Raw genomic sequence first — 14,483 nt, 5'->3', positions numbered from 1 at the left:
CAGCAGGGGACCGCCGATGAGCGAAGCAAGTAAAATTCTGAACGAGATGAATGACCGGTCGCGCGAGGTGTTCCGGCTGATCGTTGAGAGTTATCTGGACAGTGGTGAGCCCGTAGGCAGCCGGACCCTGACTCGCACCCTGTCGGAAAAAGTCAGCGCCGCGACCGTGCGCAACGTGATGCAGGATCTGGAGTTTTTGGGCTTGCTCGACAGCCCGCATATCAGTGCGGGTCGGGTGCCGACGCAAATGGGCCTGCGGATGTTTGTCGATGGTCTGCTTGAGGTTGGCGATCTGAGAGCGGATGACCGGCAAAAGATGGATGAGACATTAGGCTCTAACGCGGGTGATGTGGGGGGAATGCTGGACCGGGTCGGTTCCGCCTTGTCACACGTGACACATGGCGCATCACTGGTTTTGACCCCAAAGCACGAATCCGAGATCAAGCATATCGAGTTTGTATCGCTGGCTCATGACCGGGCCCTGGTCGTTCTGGTTTTTGCGGACGGACATGTTGAGAACCGGCTATTCACACCACCACCCGGTCAGACACCCAGTTCGATGCGGGAGGCTGCAAATTTCCTGAATGCGCTGATTGAGGGCCGGACGCTGAGCGAAGTGCGGCGCCAGATGCAGACCCAGATCGATGCGCGGAAGCAAGAAATCGATGTGCTGGCGCGCGGGATGGTCGAAAGCGGCATGGCTGCTTGGGACGGCGATGCGGGCGACTCGGCCCGTTTGATCGTGCGGGGGCGGGCGAATCTGTTGGGGGAGACCGGCGCGACCGAGGAACTGGACCGCATTCGAACGCTGTTTGATGACCTGGAACGCAAGCGGGACATCGCGGAATTTCTGGAACTGACCGAAGAAGGCGAGGGTGTGCGCATTTTTATCGGCTCAGAGAACAAACTTTTCTCACTTTCGGGTTCCTCTTTGGTGGTGTCTCCATATATGAACGCTGATCGTAAGATAATTGGTGCGGTCGGGGTCATCGGGCCCACGCGTCTGAATTATGGACGGATCGTGCCGATCGTGGATTATACGGCGCAACTGGTCGGCAAGCTGATATCCGACCGGAGCTAGAGGGTAAGAGATGGCAGAGCCCAAGAACGAAGAATTTCTGGATGATATCGCAACCGCCGAGGCGGAAGAACTTGCTGAGGAGCTGATGGATATCAGCGAAGAGGCGCTGGAGATCGATGCACTGCGCGCTGAGCGGGACGATTTCAAGGACAAGTTCATGCGCGCCCTGGCGGATGCGGAAAACGCGCGCAAGCGGGGCGACAAGGCGCGCCGCGATGCGGAACAGTATGGCGGATCGAAACTGGCCCGTGACATGCTGCCGGTCTACGACAACATGAAGCGCGCGCTTGAGACTGTGACGGATGAACAGAAAGAGGTTGCCGCCGGTCTGATCGAAGGTGTCGAACTGACCATGCGGGCCTTGAAGGACGTGTTCCAGAAGCATGGAATCGAAGTGATCACACCCGAGGTTGGCGACCGGTTCGATCCGAATGTGCATGAAGCGATGTTCGAAGCCCCGGTGCCGGGGACTCGTGCGGGTGATATCATTCAGGTTTCGGCCGAGGGGTTCATGCTGCATGACCGCCTGCTGCGTCCGGCGCAGGTCGGGGTATCGTCGATGCCTGCGAACTGATTGGCTTCTTTGAAGCCAAGCCTTCGGCGAGAGTATTTTTGAAAAGATGAAGGGGCGGTCATGATCTGGCCGCCTCTTTCAGTTTGTAGATAAGGTCAAGTGCGTCCCGCGGGGTCAGTTCGTCGGGCAGAACTTGATCCAGCAGGTCGGTTACGGGCGAGGTTTTCGGTGCCGGTGGCGGTGGAGGTGGCGCAGCCGAAAACAAAGGCAGGTCGTCGATCAGGGCCTTTTGTTTGCCGCCTTCGCGTTCGGTTTTTTCCAGCTGGTCCAGAACAATGCGGGCCCGTTCGACCACAGATGCCGGCAGTCCGGCGAGCTGCGCGACCTGAACTCCGTAGGATCTGTCGGCCGCGCCCTTGTGAACTTCGTGAAGGAAGATGACTTCTCCCTCCCATTCCTTGACGGCGACAGTCGCGTTTTCGACGCCTTCCAGTTGTCCGGCAAGAGCGGTCAGTTCGTGGTAGTGCGTGGCAAACAAGGCGCGGCACTGGTTGGCGGCGTGCAAATGTTCCAGCGTGGCCCATGCGATGGACAGACCGTCATAGGTGGCGGTGCCGCGACCGATTTCATCAAGAATGACCAGCGCGCGGTCATCCGCCTGATTGAGGATAGCCGCGGTTTCGACCATTTCGACCATAAAGGTCGAGCGCCCACGGGCCAGATCGTCTGATGCTCCGACGCGGCTGAACAACTGGCTGACAAGACCGATATGCGCCTGTTCAGCGGGGACATAGCTGCCCATCTGGGCCAGCAAAGCAATCAGTGCATTCTGGCGCAGAAACGTTGACTTACCGGCCATGTTTGGGCCGGTCAGCAGCCAGATCGCTGCGCCTCCATTGGCGCTGAGATCGCAGTCATTCGCGATGAAGGCGTCACCGCTTTGCTGGCGTAATGCGTGCTCGACAACCGGATGTCTGCCCCCCTGGACATCGAATGTACGCGAGGCGTCGACTTGCGGGCGACACCAGTTTTCACCACGCGCCAGATCCGCCAAAGCGGTGGTCAGATCCAGTTCAGCCAGCCCTCGTGCCGCCTGGTTTAGGCGCGCGGCTTTGTCCAGAATTTCGTCAGAAAGTCTTTGATAGAGCCGCTTTTCGATCTCCAGCGCCAGATTTCCTGCGTTCAGGATGCGGGTTTCGATCTCAGACAGTTCAACCGTGGTGAAGCGTACTTGGTTCGCGGTCGTCTGGCGGTGGATATAGGTTTCACTGAACGGCGGGCTCAGCATCTTCTGGGCATGGGTGGCCGTCGTTTCAATGAAGTAACCCAGTACATTGTTGTGCTTGATCTTTAGTGACGTGATGCCGGTATGTTCCGCGTATTTCTGCTGAAAGCCCGCGATGACCGAGCGGCCTTCGTCGCGCAGCGTACGGGCCTCGTCCAGCTCTGTGTCATACCCCGGGGCGATGAAACCACCGTCGCGGGCCAGCAGCGGGGGTTCTGCGACAAGGGCTTCATCAAGCAGGTTCAACAGGTCGTCGAAACCAACCAGATTTTGCAACGCCGTTGCCAGAAGGACAGGCAAGTCCCGGTCCGCACAAAGCTCGGCAATTGCCGCTGCCTGTGTCAGGCCGTTGCGAATGGCCGCGAGATCGCGCGGACCGCCGCGATCCAGTGACAGGCGAGACAGGGCCCGATCCAGATCAGGGGTTTTCCTCAGCGCCTCGCGCAGGTCCGAAGCGATCAGGCTGTCTTCGGTCGCAAAACTCACCGCATCCAACCGCCCGTGGATGACATTCAGATTGCGGGAGGGGCTGGAGAGGCGCTGCTCCAAAAGACGCGCGCCGCCCGGTGTGACGGTTCGGTCGACCACAGACAGCAGTGAACCGGCGCGGCCTCCAGACAGGGATCGGGTGAGTTCCAGATTGCGCCGAGTTGCGCTGTCGATCTGAACAACGCGGTCTTCGGATTCCTTGAGCGGGGTTTGCAGCAGCGGCAGTTTGCCCTTTTGTGTGATTTCCAGATAGGCGATCAGCGCGCCCATTGCTGAAATCTCAGCGCGTCCAAAACTGCCAAATGCGTCTAGGGCGCTTACGTGAAACAATCCGCAGATGCGCTTTTCCGCCGCGGTGCTGTCAAAGCTGGCGCGCCCGATCGGGGTGAGCGAGACACCCAGATCCATGACGGGTTCATTCAGCTTGTCTTGCACCCCATCGGCCACGATCAATTCGGACGGTGCCAGACGGGCAAGCTCGGGACTTAGCCGGACAGAGGTCAAAGGCATCACGTGAAACGCCCCGGTCGAGATATCGGCCCAGGCCAAGGCGGCTTCATCCCGGACCTCGGCATAAGCGGCCAGAAAGTTGTGGCGGCGAGCCTCCAACAACGCGTCTTCGGTCAACGTGCCGGGTGTAACAAGACGCACAACATCGCGCTTTACGACCGATTTAGAGCCTCTTTTCTTCGCTTCCGCCGGGCTTTCCATCTGCTCGCAGACGGCGACTCGGAAACCTTTTCGGATCAGTGTCAGCAGATACCCTTCGGCGGAATGCACGGGCACGCCGCACATGGGGATGTCGGCTCCGTTGTGCTTGCCACGCTTGGTCAACGCGATATCCAGCGCCTCGGCGGCGTTGACGGCGTCTTCAAAGAACATCTCGTAAAAATCGCCCATGCGATAAAACAGCAGGGCGTCGGCATGGGCCTCTTTGATTTCGAGATATTGCGCCATCATCGGCGTGACTGTGGACAAGGCTGATCCCTTCTGGCGTATTCCGGACGCGACCTTACAAATCCCGCATCTTCTGTAAAAGCCGAAAACTCATTCCCGTTGAGGCGCGCGTTCTCCTGCGCTATGAGGCAATCGTCCCGCAGATGTAAAGAAACGACCCATCACATGCCCAAAGCGAAGATCACCAACGAAGAGGCGCTGGCCTTTCACCTGGAACCAACCCCCGGAAAGTGGGAGGTGCAGGCCACCGTTCCCATGACCACGCAGCGGGACCTGTCGCTGGCCTACAGCCCCGGTGTGGCCGTTCCCTGTGAAGCCATCGCTGAATCGCCCGAAACGGCCTATGACTACACCAACAAGGGCAACCTGGTGGCCGTGATTTCGAACGGGACCGCTGTGCTGGGTCTGGGAAATCTGGGCGCGCTCGGCTCGAAACCGGTGATGGAGGGGAAATCGGTCCTGTTCAAACGGTTCGCCGATGTGAACTCGATCGACATCGAACTGGATACCGAGGACCCGGATGAGTTCTGCCGCGCGGTGCGACTGATGGGGCCGACCTTTGGTGGCATCAATCTGGAAGACATCAAGGCGCCCGAGTGTTTCATCATCGAACAGCGTCTGAAGGAAGAAATGGATATTCCGGTCTTCCATGATGACCAGCACGGCACGGCGGTGATCTGTGCGGCGGGCCTGCTGAACGCGCTGCATATCTCGGGCAAGAAGATTGAAGATGTGAAGATCGTCCTGAACGGTGCGGGTGCTGCAGGGATCGCCTGTATCGAACTGCTCAAGGCGATGGGCGCGCGGCATGACAACTGTATTGTCTGCGACACCAAAGGTGTGATCTATCAGGGTCGGACCGAGGGTATGAACCAGTGGAAGTCGGCCCACGCGATCTCCACCGAGCTGCGTACGCTGGACGAGGCCATGAAGGGTGCCGACGTCTTCCTGGGCGTGTCGGTCAAGGGTGCGGTCACGCAGGACATGGTGGCCAGCATGGCCGACAATCCGGTGATCTTTGCGATGGCGAACCCCGACCCCGAGATCACTCCGGAAGAAGCGCACGAGGTTCGGGTAGATGCCATCGTCGCCACCGGCCGTAGCGACTATCCGAACCAGGTGAACAACGTTCTGGGTTTTCCCTACCTGTTCCGCGGCGCGCTGGACATCCATGCCCGTGCCATCAATGACGAGATGAAAATCGCCTGTGCCCATGCTTTGGCCAATCTGGCACGCGAGGACGTGCCGGATGAGGTTGCGATGGCCTATGGAAAGTCTCTGACATTCGGACGGGATTACATCATCCCGACGCCGTTTGACCCGCGCCTGATCCACCGTATCCCGCCTGCCGTGGCCAAGGCCGGGATGGATACCGGTGCGGCCCGCCGTCCGATCATCGACATGGACGCCTATGAGCTGAGCCTGAAGTCCCGCATGGACCCGACGGCCAGCATCCTGCGCGGTCTGAACGCCCGCGCCCGCGCCGCGCAAAGCCGGATGATCTTTGCCGAGGGTGACGATCCCCGTGTGTTGCGCGCAGCCGTGATGTATCAGCGTTCGGGCTTCGGCAAGGCCCTGGTCGTTGGCCGACCCGATGACGTCAAGAAAAAGCTCGAGGACGCTGGCCTCGGGGACGCAGTGCGTGAGTTGGAGGTGGTGAATGCGGCAAATACCACGCATCTCGAGACTTATAAATCTTTCCTGTACAACCGGCTTCAGCGTAAAGGCTTTGATTCCAAGGATATTCACCGCCTTGCCGCGCGGGACAGGCATGTGTTTTCATCCCTGATGCTGGCCCACGGCCACGCAGACGGCCTTGTAACCGGTGCGACGCGCAAATCCGCGCATGTTCTGGATCGTATCAATCACGTGTTCGATGCCGACGCCGCCCATGGAGCGGCCGGGGTTACGGCGCTGCTGCATAAGGGGCGCATCGTTCTGATCGGCGACACGCTTGTCCATGAATGGCCGGACGAGAACGACCTGGCTACAATCGCCGAACGCTCGGCCGCCGTGGCGCGCCATATGGGGATCGAGCCGCGGGTCGCCTTTGTCAGCTTCTCGACCTTCGGGTATCCGGTCTCGGAACGTGCGGAAAAGATGCACCGCGCGCCAGCGGTTCTGGACCAGCGCGGCGTCAACTTCGAATACGAAGGCGAGATGACCGTGGATGTTGCGCTGAACGTGGATCAGCAGGCGGCCTATCCGTTTTCGCGCCTGACCGGCCCGGCCAATATCCTGATCGTGCCTGCGCGTCACTCAGCGTCGATTTCAACCAAGCTGATGCAGGAAATGGGCGGCGCGACGGTGATTGGCCCGATCCTGTCCGGGGTCGACAAGCCGATCCAGATCTGCTCGACCGTATCGACGGCGAATGACATTCTGAACATGGCCATCCTGGCCTCTTGCGATATCGGGTAAGTCATGACGATCTGGAACCTCGGTTCAATCAACGCGGATATGGTTTACGCCCTGCCGCACCTGCCTGCGCCGGGGGAAACTCTGGCCGCAAATGGGCTGGAGCGTTTTTTGGGCGGTAAAGGGGCGAACATGTCCGTCGCCGCTGCGCGGGCCGGCTCGCATGTCTGCCATATAGGGGCGGTTGGTCCAGATGGGCGCTGGGCAAAGGACCGGCTGACAGAATACGGCGTCGACACCCGCCACATTGCCGAAGTTGACACACCTACAGGCCATGCGATCATCGCGGTGGATGCGCAGGGCGAGAACCTGATCGTCCTGTACCCTGGCGCCAATCATGCATTGCAGGCGGATCAATTGGGCCAGGCACTGTCCGCGACCGATACCGGCGATTTGCTGGTGATGCAGAACGAAACCAACGCGCAGGTCGAAGCGGCCCGGCTGGGGCACGAACTGGGTCTGACCGTCTGTTACGCCGCAGCCCCGTTTCAGGCCGATGCGGTCAAGGCGGTTTTGCCTTACCTCGATTTCCTGATCCTGAACGAGGTGGAGGCCGAGCAGCTACAGCAGGAAACCGGTCTGAACGCCAATGATCTGCCCGTCCGGCATGTCATCGTAACCCTCGGATCAAAAGGCGCGCGCTACTATCAACGGGGTGCCGAACCACAGGACTTTCCAGCCCATGCGGTCAAGGCTGTCGATACAACGGGCGCGGGGGATACATTCACCGGCTACGTACTGGCTGGAATGGACCGGGGGCTGCCGATGGAGCAGGCCATCGCACAGGCGACCCGCGCCGGCGCCCTGATGGTCATGCGGCACGGTACGGCTGACGTTATTCCCGATCTGAAGGAAGTGCGGGCAGCTCGGTTCGACTAGGACCCGGCGAAGGGTGCATCTCTGCCCCACAGTTGTTTGACCCGCGCATCGCGTCCGCATGCTTTGCGGTAGGCCTTGTAAGCGCTGCTCTGACGTTTGGGGCCAAAGCGGGTTAAGACCAGTTTGTCGCCTTTGTAATAATCCTGATGGTATTTTTCGGCCGGGTAGAACGTGGATGCATTCAGAATGGGCGTGACCACCGTTTGTCCCAATGCTGATTGCGCATTGGACTTGGCTTTTTCCGCCAGCACCTTTTCCCCTGTGTTAGAGACGAAGATGGCCGTCCGATAGCTGTCGCCCCGGTCGCAGAACTGCCCACCGGCATCGGTTGGGTCGACCGAGCGGAAAAACATGTTCAGCAGCGTTTCACGTGACACACGCGACGGATCGAATGTGATCTGAACGGCTTCGTAGTGACCTGTTCCTCCACGTGTCACCTGTTTGTAGGTCGGATTGTCCACCGTGCCGCCCGTATAACCCGAAACGGCGCCGGTCACGCCGGGGACGGATTCAAAATCGGATTCAACACACCAGAAACAGCCACCCGCAACCGTCAGTGTCTCGGTCCCGGCGGCAGGCGCGGGCAGTGCGCGCAGCAGCGCGGCCAGAACGATCAGAATGAACAGCAGGGTCGGTTTGAAACAAACGGCATTTGCAGTCCGGGTCATGGCAGGTCTCCTTCCAGAGACAGGCTGCCCCGTGTTCCCCGATCATGCAATCCGCTGACATCGTTTGTCACATGCTGGTGAAACGAAGTTATCGCGCGCTAACCCAGCAACTGCCCCAGCTTCATCGCCACGCCCATGTTGCCCGAGATTTTCAGCTTGCCCATCGCGATGCCCGTCATCGGGTTCAGCTTGCCGGTCAGCAGCTTTGTCAGGTTGTCCCTGGAAATCCGAATGGTGCAGTCAGTGTCCTGATCCGTCGTCGACGCCATGTTGTCCGCCAGAACGATGACGCCATCCGCGCCGCAATCGAATTTGAGCGATCCGTCAAAGCTTTTGCCGTTCAGACCTTTCTGAATTCCGTCGGCGATCTCTTGCAGCATGTGTTGTCCTTTTCCCAATTGACCTTTGCGTAAAGTCAAACGGGGGCCGCGGGCAAGGGTGACGCAACAGGAACCGCAGCACGCAACAAAATAACCCCGGCACCGGATTGCGGGCCGGGGTTTTAGAATTCGGTCGAGCAGGGCTTATTTTGAAAGCCGCTTGTCCCGCGCCGCCAGTAGTTTCAGGCGCAGGGCGTTTAGCTGGATGAATCCGGCTGCGTCCTTCTGATCATAGGCACCGGCGTCTTCCTCGAAGGTCACATGCGCCTCGGAATACAGCGAATGATCCGACCAGCGGCCGACGGTCGAGGCCAGGCCTTTGTACAGTTTCACACGCACGGTGCCGGTGACGTGTTCCTGAGACCTGTCAATTGCGGCCTGCAGCATTTCCCGCTCGGGCGAGTACCAGAAGCCGTTGTAGATCAGCTCGGCATATTGCGGCATCAGCTGGTCTTTCAGATGCATCGCGCCGCGGTCCATTGTAATGGACTCGATCCCGCGATGCGCCTCCAGCAGGATGGTGCCGCCCGGCGTTTCATAGATGCCGCGCGATTTCATGCCCACGAACCGGCCTTCGACCAGGTCCAGACGGCCGATACCGTGCTTGCCGCCATATTCGTTCAGCTTGGTCAGGATGGTCGCGGGGCTCATTGCCTCACCATTGATGCTGACCGCATCGCCTTTTTCAAAGCCGATTTCGATGAATTCCGGCTCGTTCGGCGCATCCTCGGGGTGGACGGTGCGCTGGTAGACATAGTCGGGCGCCATATCGGCGGGATCTTCCAGAACCTTGCCCTCGGACGAGGTGTGCAGCAGGTTGGCGTCGACAGAGAAGGGTGCCTCGCCACGCTTGTCTTTGGCAATCGGGATCTGGTTCGCCTCGGCGAATTCCAGCAGCTTGGTGCGGCTGGTCAGGTCCCACTCGCGCCACGGGGCGATGACCTTGATGTCGGGGTTCAGCGCGTAGGCCGCCAGTTCAAAGCGCACCTGATCGTTGCCCTTGCCGGTTGCGCCGTGGGCGACGGCATCGGCACCGGTAGCTTGTGCAATCTCGACCAGACGTTTTGAAATCAGCGGACGCGCGATCGAAGTGCCCAGCAGGTACAATCCTTCGTACTGCGCATTGGCGCGGAACATCGGGAAGACGAAATCGCGGACGAACTCTTCGCGGATATCCTCGATATAGATGTTTTCAGGCTTGATCCCCAGCAGTTCGGCTTTCTTGCGGGCGGGTTCCAGTTCCTCACCCTGACCCAGGTCGGCGGTAAAGGTCACGACCTCACAGCCATACTCGGTCTGCAGCCATTTCAGAATGATCGAGGTATCAAGGCCACCGGAATAGGCCAGAACAACTTTCTTGGGCGCGGACATCTGACTTCCCCTTATGCGTAGAACGCTTGGCCCCTAGCGGGTTTTGGACCTGGGGGCAAGCTGTGTGGATTGACGCAAGGCGGGAATTGGGGTGAAACAGTTGGAAAGAGAACAAGGATTGGTTGAGAGGGCGGTTTTCAGATGCTGGGTTGGGAGATTTTTGCGCATTCGGTGCGGATGGTATTCGGGAATTTCAGACAGGTTTTGCAGATCGCACTGGGACCGGCCGTGATCGCAACCGCCGTGATCGTCGGGCTGTTTCTGCTGCTGGGAATTCCACTCGAGTCGTTTGATGACACCGCCAATGCGTCGCCAGAAAACCTTGGTTCGATTACGGTCTTTACCTTTTTGGTTGTCGTCGTGGTGTTCATCGTGATGTTCTGGATCGCCGTGTCCTGGCACAGGTTCATATTGTTGGAGGAATACCCCAGCGGGCTGTTGCCCACATTCCGCTTCGACAGAATTCTCGCTTATCTGGGCCGCTTTGTTTTGCTGGGCCTGTTGATGGCAATCGGGTTCATACCGGTCGGGCTAATTCTGTCTGTCCTGGGTGAAAGCGCCGGACTGATCGCGGTTGTCATAAGCTTCGGTGCCGCACTAGTTCTGGTTGTTTGCTTCTACCGCTTGTCCATCATCCTGCCGGCTGCCGCGATCGGCAACCCGATTACACTGGGCGATGCATGGAACCGAACATCGGGTGTGGCTGGCGCGATTGTTGTTCTGCTAGTGGTCAGTTTTGTGTTTCAGATCCTGGTGCAGTTTGCGCTTGCGGCGCTTGCCATTATCCCGGTTCTGGGCGTTTTGCTGACCGTGTTTTTCGGATCTCTCATTCTGCCGATGATCAATGTCAGCATCCTGACCACGATGTATGGGATCTTTGTCGAAAAACGCGAACTCACCTGAGCCGCGTACACATATGTATTCCTTGCCCTTCTCGCACTGATGCGGCACTGAAACGGTCATGACTGATTTCATGACCCGCGCCCGTGCCGCCGAACAGGCGATGCGCACCGTGTTTCCGCCAACGCCGTTGCAGCGGAACGCCCATCTGTCCGACCGGTTTGGGGCTGATATCTGGCTCAAGCGTGAAGACCTCAGCCCTGTGCGGTCTTACAAGATCCGGGGCGCGTTCAACGCCATGCGCAAGCAACCGGGTCAGGATCTGTTTGTGTGCGCCAGTGCGGGCAATCACGCGCAGGGCGTGGCCTATATGTGCGAGCACATGGGTGTGAACGGTGTGATTTTCATGCCCGTGACCACCCCGCAGCAAAAAATTCAGAAAACCCGCATCTTTGGCGGCGACAATATCGAGATTCATCTGACCGGGGACTATTTCGACGACACGCTGAAGGCGGCGCAAAAATGGTGTGCGGAAAAAGACGGGCATTTCCTGTCGCCGTTCGACGACGCAGACGTGATCGAAGGGCAGGCCTCGCTTGCAGTCGAGATCGAGGAACAGCTGGGCGGTGTGCCTGATCACCTGCTGTTGCCGGTGGGCGGCGGCGGGATGTCGGCGGGTGTGGCGACCTGGTTCGGGGATCGCACCCATTGCCTGTTCGTGGAACCGGCAGGCGGGGCCTGCCTGCGCGCGGCGCTGGCGGCGGGTCATCCGGTGGCGCTGGATCGCGTCGACACATTTGTCGATGGCGCCGCCGTCGGCCGGATTGGCGAAAAGCCCTTTGAACTGCTGCGCAATTGCCACCTGTCGGATGTCCTGGTGATGTCCGAAGATCGTATCTGCGCCACCATGATAGAGATGCTGAATGTCGAAGGCATCGTTCTGGAGCCCGCCGGCGCGCTGGCGGTCGAGGCGGTGACGGATGTTCAAAGCTTTGTGCGCAGCAAGACGGTGGTTTGCGTCACCTCGGGCGGCAACTTCGATTTCGAGCGTCTGCCCGAAGTGAAGGAGCGGGCGCAGCGCTATTCCGGCGTCAAAAAGTATTTCATCCTACGCCTGCCCCAGCGCCCCGGTGCGTTGAAAGAGTTTCTGGGCATTCTCGGCCCCGAGGATGACATCGCGCGCTTCGAATATATGAAGAAATCGGCGCGCAATTTCGGCTCGGTCCTGATCGGGATCGAAACCCGCAAGCCGGAAAACTTCATGCGGCTGTTTGCGCATCTGGACGAGGCCGGGTTCACCTATACCGACATAACTGAAGACGAAACACTGGCCCAGTTTGTGATCTGAGCGCAAAAAACAGCCTCTAACTAAGGCTCTCCGCCCGGTTTGCTAAAAATACTGCCCGGGATTCATCGTAGGCGGTCAGGATTGCGTTCAGATCCACATTGTCGCCTTCACCGGCTGCTGCCCGCCGTTCGCCATCCTGGCAAAGTTTGGAAAACTGATCGAATCCCAGGCTCAGCGCGCTGCCCTTCAGGAAATGCAGGTTTTGTTCCAGTTCTGCCCGCGTGGTATCATTGTGCAAACGCGCAAGAGCTTCCTGGACCTCATCCAGAAAGATCTGCACCACCTCGTCAAACTCGTCGGCGCCAACCTCATCCCGCAATTGTCTGACCCTGTGCCAATGGATCATGGTGCCCTTCCCGCCTCGTTCTGTTGGCCATGGAATTAACATCTGTGCGGTAAAGGTCCGGTTAAGCCGGTCGAAGAAACCTCGGATTGCACCTTCATCGGATGTTAAATCACCGCGCGCTAGGGTTGTGACATTCGAAAACGCGTGCGGTGCAGAGGGTGATGGTGTCAGGACCCGGACAGGCGGAAGCCAGCGCAGAGCTGGAGTTTGGTGCGATCCGCAGGGTGCTGGTCGTGGATGACAGCCGCCTGCAACGGCGCATTCTGGTCGCATCCCTCAGAAAATGGGGGTTCGAGGTGATCGAGGCGGACGGCGGTGAAGCCGCCATTGCCTTATGTGCCGAAAGCCTTCCGGATCTGGTTGTCAGCGATTGGGTCATGCCGGGGATGAGCGGGCTGGAATTCTGCCGCGCCTTCCGGGCGCTGGGCGGCGATCACTACAGCTATTTCATCCTTCTAACTTCCAAAAGCGAAAAGCAGGAGGTCGCGCGCGGGCTGGATGCCGGTGCAGACGATTTTCTGATCAAACCGCTCGAGGCGGATGAGTTGCGCGCCCGTATCTCGGCCGGTGCACGCATTCTGGATATGCAACGCGAACTGTCGGAAAAGAACCGTCTGATCGAAAACGCGCTGAACGAGTTGAAGCAGGCCCACGACGCCATCGACAAGGACCTGATGCAGGCCCGAAAGATCCAGCAGTCACTGGTGCCCGAGTTCAGCCGGGAATTCGGCAAATCCCGGGTCAGTCTGTTGCTCAAACCATGTGGCCACATTGGCGGTGACCTTGTTGGCATGTTTTCCCCCGGCATCAATCGCCTTGGGTTTTACAGCATTGATGTGTCCGGGCACGGCATCACTTCGGCGATGATGACGGCGCGTCTTGGCGGGTATCTGTCAAGCACACACTTCGATCAGAACGTGACGATGGAGCGTCGGTTCGACAAGTTCTATGCCTTGCTTCCACCGGAACAGGTCGCTGCAACGCTCAACTCACGCCTGATGGCGGATGCCGGTGTCGAAGAATATTTCACGATGGTCTACGCCATTGTCGATCTGCGCAACGGTCATGTGAAAATGGTGCAAGCAGGGCATCCGCACCCGCTTCTGCTGCGCCAGGATGGCAGCGCTGAGTTTCTGGGTGAGGGCGGTCTGCCGATCGGCTTGCTGCCGGATGTTCACTTCCAACAGACCGAACTCTACCTCAAGCCCGGCGACAGGCTGATGCTGTATTCCGATGGGTTCACGGAATGCCGCCTGGCCGATGGCGGTTTGCTGGACGAATCCGGATTGCAGCAAATGGCGCTGGGCTGCGCGTCGGACCGGGCAGGAAGCGAGTTTCTGGACGACATGTTCTGGCAGCTCACCCAGACCGCTTCGCCCGGTGAAGGCATGGACGACGATGTCTCGGCCGTTTTTTTTGAGTTTAATGTTTGTTAGAGCCTGTTCAAATGAAGTCTGGCAAAGTGCCGATCGCCGCCGTTGCCCAACATCTCAACCGCGTCAGCGCCATGCATCCACAATGCTTCGTGAAAGGGTTCGCTGGGCGGGCCCATGCGGCGCACAGGCCTTGCGCGATAGATCAGGCAAACCTTTTCGGCCCACAGATCGTATTCCGGCATGAACGTGAACCGTCGAAACGCGCCGATGCGCCGGGGCGCGGCGATTTGCCAACCTGTCTCCTCGTAAACCTCGCGGTGCAGCGCAGTGATCGGGGATTCGCCGGGATCGATACCGCCACCGGGTAACTGAAGGTCTGGCCCAGGTTCGGTCTGGCAGGTCAGCAACAGGTGCCGGCCTCGCGGCAGCAGACCGTAAACGCCCACCCTGCGTATGTACTTGCGCCCCGGTTCCGGGGTTTCACCGAACCGTCTGATCATGTATGGCCCCTTACAACCCAATCTGTTCGAC

Annotated in this window: 13 protein-coding genes; 7 read left to right on the top strand and 6 right to left on the bottom strand. The window is 59.1% G+C overall.

All coding sequences use genetic code 11. The annotated features are described in order from the left end of the window. Positions 1-16: 16 nt before the first annotated feature. Positions 17-1,081, top strand: coding sequence for a heat-inducible transcriptional repressor HrcA (gene hrcA, locus ACR3EQ_RS14315; protein ID WP_480491006.1), 1,065 nt, complete (start codon positions 17-19; stop codon positions 1,079-1,081). A 10-nt stretch (positions 1,082-1,091) separates the two neighbouring features. Beyond that, positions 1,092-1,655, top strand: a complete 564-nt coding sequence (locus ACR3EQ_RS14310) for a nucleotide exchange factor GrpE (RefSeq protein ID WP_170612739.1) — start codon at positions 1,092-1,094, stop codon at positions 1,653-1,655. 58 nt (positions 1,656-1,713) lie between these two features. Here the strand turns inward: ACR3EQ_RS14310 and mutS are convergent, their stop codons facing one another. Next, positions 1,714-4,329, bottom strand: coding sequence for a DNA mismatch repair protein MutS (gene mutS / locus ACR3EQ_RS14305; RefSeq protein WP_480491787.1), 2,616 nt, complete (start codon positions 4,327-4,329; stop codon positions 1,714-1,716). Positions 4,330-4,491: 162 nt separating this feature from the next. Between mutS and ACR3EQ_RS14300 the strand changes: the two genes are divergently transcribed. Both ACR3EQ_RS14300 and ACR3EQ_RS14295 read left to right on the top strand, forming a co-directional pair. After that, positions 4,492-6,747, top strand: coding sequence for an NADP-dependent malic enzyme (locus ACR3EQ_RS14300; RefSeq protein ID WP_480491004.1), 2,256 nt, complete (start codon positions 4,492-4,494; stop codon positions 6,745-6,747). 3 nt (positions 6,748-6,750) lie between these two features. Next, on the top strand, positions 6,751-7,623 hold the full coding sequence (locus ACR3EQ_RS14295) for a ribokinase (protein ID WP_170619055.1): 873 nt from the start codon (positions 6,751-6,753) through the stop codon (positions 7,621-7,623). On the opposite strand, the gene msrA is transcribed toward ACR3EQ_RS14295, so the two are convergent. From msrA to ACR3EQ_RS14280, 3 genes are all read right to left on the bottom strand, one after another. After that, positions 7,620-8,291, bottom strand: coding sequence for a peptide-methionine (S)-S-oxide reductase MsrA (msrA, locus tag ACR3EQ_RS14290; RefSeq protein ID WP_170612733.1), 672 nt, complete (start codon positions 8,289-8,291; stop codon positions 7,620-7,622). The genes ACR3EQ_RS14295 and msrA overlap by 4 nt on opposite strands. 98 nt (positions 8,292-8,389) lie before the next feature. Further along, positions 8,390-8,671: an SCP2 sterol-binding domain-containing protein gene (locus ACR3EQ_RS14285; protein ID WP_170612731.1), complete on the bottom strand. Its 282-nt coding sequence runs from the start codon at positions 8,669-8,671 to the stop codon at positions 8,390-8,392. A gap of 144 nt (positions 8,672-8,815) precedes the next feature. Beyond that, positions 8,816-10,042: an argininosuccinate synthase gene (locus tag ACR3EQ_RS14280; RefSeq protein WP_170612729.1), complete on the bottom strand. Its 1,227-nt coding sequence runs from the start codon at positions 10,040-10,042 to the stop codon at positions 8,816-8,818. A gap of 141 nt (positions 10,043-10,183) precedes the next feature. Between ACR3EQ_RS14280 and ACR3EQ_RS14275 the strand changes: the two genes are divergently transcribed. Both ACR3EQ_RS14275 and ilvA read left to right on the top strand, forming a co-directional pair. Further along, the gene (locus ACR3EQ_RS14275; protein ID WP_170612727.1) at positions 10,184-10,945 is read left to right on the top strand and encodes a hypothetical protein; all 762 of its coding nucleotides are present in this window, start codon (positions 10,184-10,186) and stop codon (positions 10,943-10,945) included. 58 nt (positions 10,946-11,003) lie between these two features. Further along, positions 11,004-12,230 carry a threonine ammonia-lyase IlvA gene (gene ilvA / locus ACR3EQ_RS14270; RefSeq protein ID WP_480491001.1) on the top strand — a complete coding sequence of 409 codons (1,227 nt, stop codon included), beginning with the start codon at positions 11,004-11,006 and terminating at the stop codon, positions 12,228-12,230. Between the two features lie 16 nt (positions 12,231-12,246). Here the strand turns inward: ilvA and ACR3EQ_RS14265 are convergent, their stop codons facing one another. Continuing rightward, a complete protein-coding gene (locus tag ACR3EQ_RS14265) occupies positions 12,247-12,576 on the bottom strand; it encodes an Hpt domain-containing protein (protein WP_170612723.1) in 330 nt (109 codons plus the stop codon). A 161-nt stretch (positions 12,577-12,737) separates the two neighbouring features. Here ACR3EQ_RS14265 and ACR3EQ_RS14260 point away from each other — a divergent pair, with 161 nt between their 5' ends. Further along, positions 12,738-14,012, top strand: coding sequence for a PP2C family protein-serine/threonine phosphatase (locus tag ACR3EQ_RS14260; protein WP_480490999.1), 1,275 nt, complete (start codon positions 12,738-12,740; stop codon positions 14,010-14,012). On the opposite strand, the gene ACR3EQ_RS14255 is transcribed toward ACR3EQ_RS14260, so the two are convergent. Next, positions 14,009-14,452: an NUDIX hydrolase gene (locus tag ACR3EQ_RS14255; RefSeq protein ID WP_170612719.1), complete on the bottom strand. Its 444-nt coding sequence runs from the start codon at positions 14,450-14,452 to the stop codon at positions 14,009-14,011. The two genes, ACR3EQ_RS14260 and ACR3EQ_RS14255, sit on opposite strands and share 4 nt — an antisense overlap. Positions 14,453-14,483 lie beyond the last annotated feature (31 nt).

The sequence above is a fragment of the Ruegeria sp. AN11 genome (genome assembly GCF_056536005.1).
Note: the sequence above shows the minus strand (reverse complement) of the source record. Positions and strands in the feature narration are given on the sequence as shown.

What these genes read in the sequence shown, in the direction of transcription:
- hrcA (WP_480491006.1), top strand. Translation starts at nt 17, where the DNA reads ATGAGCGAAGCAAGTAAAATTCTGAACGAGATGAATGACCGGTCGCGC.
- ACR3EQ_RS14310 (WP_170612739.1), top strand. Translation starts at nt 1,092, where the DNA reads ATGGCAGAGCCCAAGAACGAAGAATTTCTGGATGATATCGCAACCGCC.
- mutS (WP_480491787.1), bottom strand. Translation starts at nt 4,329, where the DNA reads ATGATGGCGCAATATCTCGAAATCAAAGAGGCCCATGCCGACGCCCTG.
- ACR3EQ_RS14300 (WP_480491004.1), top strand. Translation starts at nt 4,492, where the DNA reads ATGCCCAAAGCGAAGATCACCAACGAAGAGGCGCTGGCCTTTCACCTG.
- ACR3EQ_RS14295 (WP_170619055.1), top strand. Translation starts at nt 6,751, where the DNA reads ATGACGATCTGGAACCTCGGTTCAATCAACGCGGATATGGTTTACGCC.
- msrA (WP_170612733.1), bottom strand. Translation starts at nt 8,291, where the DNA reads ATGACCCGGACTGCAAATGCCGTTTGTTTCAAACCGACCCTGCTGTTC.
- ACR3EQ_RS14285 (WP_170612731.1), bottom strand. Translation starts at nt 8,671, where the DNA reads ATGCTGCAAGAGATCGCCGACGGAATTCAGAAAGGTCTGAACGGCAAA.
- ACR3EQ_RS14280 (WP_170612729.1), bottom strand. Translation starts at nt 10,042, where the DNA reads ATGTCCGCGCCCAAGAAAGTTGTTCTGGCCTATTCCGGTGGCCTTGAT.
- ACR3EQ_RS14275 (WP_170612727.1), top strand. Translation starts at nt 10,184, where the DNA reads ATGCTGGGTTGGGAGATTTTTGCGCATTCGGTGCGGATGGTATTCGGG.
- ilvA (WP_480491001.1), top strand. Translation starts at nt 11,004, where the DNA reads ATGACTGATTTCATGACCCGCGCCCGTGCCGCCGAACAGGCGATGCGC.
- ACR3EQ_RS14265 (WP_170612723.1), bottom strand. Translation starts at nt 12,576, where the DNA reads ATGATCCATTGGCACAGGGTCAGACAATTGCGGGATGAGGTTGGCGCC.
- ACR3EQ_RS14260 (WP_480490999.1), top strand. Translation starts at nt 12,738, where the DNA reads ATGGTGTCAGGACCCGGACAGGCGGAAGCCAGCGCAGAGCTGGAGTTT.
- ACR3EQ_RS14255 (WP_170612719.1), bottom strand. Translation starts at nt 14,452, where the DNA reads ATGATCAGACGGTTCGGTGAAACCCCGGAACCGGGGCGCAAGTACATA.